Raw genomic sequence first — 2732 nt, forward strand, 5'->3', positions numbered from 1 at the left:
CGCCACTGTCATCCCGCCACTGTCATCCGCAGCCCGGATCGCATCCGACCGGGCCCGACGGAGGACCTGCCCGGACGGTTCCGGTGTGACAGGACACCGGCGGACACCACCGCGCAGGGCATGCGGCCGGGGTACGCCACGGAACGTGGCACAGTGGAGGGGTGACCAGACGACTACTGAATGCCCTGCCCGCAGCCGCACTGGCGGCGACGTTGGCCGCCTGCGGCGGTTCCGACGACACCCCCGGGCCGACGTCATCCATCACTTCACCCATCACCTCTCCGGAGGACGCCACCACCGCAGCCCCCGGATCAACCGGCACCGACGCAGCACAGGAGACCCCCACCATGCCCGGAAACCCGGACGTCCCGATCATCCCCGGCACCGCGGATTCCTACGACGGCTCCTGGCGTGACCCCGACGGCGGTGCGGTGATCACCTTCGCCGGGGACGGCACCCTCACCGGCACCGACGGGTGCAACAACTTCCGGTCCACCTGGACGCTGGACTCCGGCCCCGGTGGAGAGGGCTCCGTGGCGACCGTGGACCCCTTCGCCACCACGATGATGGCCTGTACCGGCCCGTGGAGCCCGTGGGTGCTGTCGATGGCGACAGTGAACCACGCCGGCGACCACCTGTCGGTGACCAACGAGGGCGGGACCGAACTCGGTCGGCTGATCCCGGCGGTTCCGGCGTGAGCGTACGGCTGATCGCCACGGACCTGGACCGTACGCTGCTCGACAGTGACGGCGGGGTGAGTCCTCGGACCCGTGCCGCGCTCGACGCCGCGACGGCCGCCGGAATCCACGTCGTCCCGGCCACCGCACGAAACCCGGTGGGGCTGCGACATCTGCGGCCGGTCCTCGGCCTCGATGAGTGGGCACTGTGCAGCAACGGCTCCTTCGGCATCCACCTGACGACCCGCGAGCTGCTCTTCGCTGACGAAGTCACCGCACCGGTCATCGCCGGAATCGTCACCGTGCTCGACACCGTGGTCCGCGGAGTGCGCTACGCTGCGGTCCGCGACGCCGGGGAACGGTTCATCGCCCAGGAAGGGTACGCCGACCTGGCGACCTTCGCCGACCACAAGCGGGACCCTTCCGCGATGCACGGTGAGACACTGGACGTCGTCACCGGGGCGCCCGCGCTGAAGCTGGTCTTCCGGCACGGGACGATCAGCAGCCCGGAACTGTACGAGATCGCCCGGGACCTGGTGGACACGGGCCAACTGGACGGCTCCCGGTTCGAGATGACCCTGTCCGGGGCCCCGTTCGTCGAGGTCATGGCTGCCGGGGTGTCGAAGGCCAGTGGACTGGCACAGTTGTGCGCCCGGCTCGGCGTCGACCGCTCCGAGGTCCTCGCCTTCGGAGACGGACTCAACGACCGTGAGATGCTGACCTGGGCGGGGCACGGCGTGGCTGTCGCCAATGCCGAGGACGAGGTGAAGGACGTCGCCGACGAGATCACCGCGTCCAATGACGACGAGGGCGTGGCCCGGGTCATCGAGACCCTGCTCTGAGCTGGGCACGGAGCTCCTCAGCGAGGATCCGCACTCCCTCGTCGTAGCGTCCCGGCTCCGGCCCCGCGAAGTTCAGCCGCAGGTACCGGCCGGTCGGCTCGGCCGGGAAGAGATCGTCACCGCTGGCGATCATCACACCACGGGCCTCGCACGTGGTGACCAGCAGCTCGAGATCCGTCTCATCCGGCAGGCGCACCCACAGGTTCAGTCCACCCGCAGGTACGCCGTGCAGCTCCGCCCCGGGCAGGTGCGTCCGCACCGCTGTGACGAGCAGGTCCCGGCGGTGGCGCAGCCGCTCCGGCAGGGATCTCCGGTGGCTGCGCCACGCCGGGGCACCCAGCACGTCCAGGGCAGCGGCCTGCAGCAGCGGAGAGACGTACATGGCCGATGCACCGACGTTGCCGAGGATGCGCTCACGCACCGGACCACGGGCGATGACCGCACCGACACGTAACGCCGGGGACAGTGCCTTGGTCAGGGACCGAAGGTAGATCACCCGGCCGGAATCGTCCGCGGCGGCCAGTGGAGGCAGGGTCGCGTCCGGGTCGGTCTCCCCGATGGTGAAGTCGCGGGCCCAGTCGTCCTCGACGACGAAGGCGCCGTGTCTGGCCAGGATCTCGAGGACACGCCCACGGGTGTCCGCGCTCCACACCGCGCCGGTCGGGTTGGCGAACCGGGGTTGGGCGTAGAACAGGCGCGCCCCGGTGCGGGTGAGGACGCGGTCCAGCTCCGTGGGGTCCGGACCGTGCGGACCGGTAGGAAGGGGCACCACCCGGACGCCAGAGGTCGCGGCGGCCAGCACCGCACCCCAGTAGGTGGGGGACTCGAAGACCACCGGCTCGCCGGGCCCGACGACCGCCCGGAAGATCGCCGACATGCCGGACTGGGTGCCCGGAAGCACAGTGACGTCGGTAGCGGTCACCGGCGAGATGTCCACAGGCGATTCTGACCCCAGCTCGTGGGCGAACCAGTTCCGCAGCTCCTGCAGCCCCGCTCTCGGCGCGGAGGTCACCGCGGCGTCCGAGCGGGCGGCTCGGGCCAGCGCCTGACGGACCGCCGTCTCCGGCAGCAGGTCCCGGTCCGGGAACCCGTTGTGCAGAACGATAGCGTCCACGGGAACCGGACGCAGCACCCCGGTGGACAGCGCAGACCTGGCAGGAGACTCCCCCAATGCCCCTACCTGCCAGGACCAGTCCGTGGGCCGAATTCTCCG

At 70.6% G+C, this 2732-nt stretch carries 3 protein-coding genes; 2 read left to right on the forward strand and 1 reads right to left on the reverse strand.

Annotated features, from left to right (window positions below; translation table 11 throughout):
- Nucleotides 1-161 precede the first annotated feature (161 nt).
- Both QZV72_RS14695 and QZV72_RS14700 read left to right on the forward strand, forming a co-directional pair.
- Complete coding sequence (locus QZV72_RS14695) at nucleotides 162-698, forward strand: META domain-containing protein (RefSeq protein WP_297009481.1); 537 nt, start codon at nucleotides 162-164, stop codon at nucleotides 696-698.
- Nucleotides 695-1519, forward strand: coding sequence for a Cof-type HAD-IIB family hydrolase (locus QZV72_RS14700; protein WP_297009484.1), 825 nt, complete (start codon nucleotides 695-697; stop codon nucleotides 1517-1519). The genes QZV72_RS14695 and QZV72_RS14700 overlap by 4 nt, the downstream gene beginning before the upstream one ends.
- On the opposite strand, the gene QZV72_RS14705 is transcribed toward QZV72_RS14700, so the two are convergent.
- The coding region (locus QZV72_RS14705; protein WP_297009486.1) for a PLP-dependent aminotransferase family protein at nucleotides 1500-2732 on the reverse strand (1233 nt) is incomplete at its 5' end. The genes QZV72_RS14700 and QZV72_RS14705 overlap by 20 nt on opposite strands.

Origin of the sequence: uncultured Corynebacterium sp., assembly GCF_902782855.1 — a bacterium.
Lineage (GTDB): Bacteria > Actinomycetota > Actinomycetes > Mycobacteriales > Mycobacteriaceae > Corynebacterium.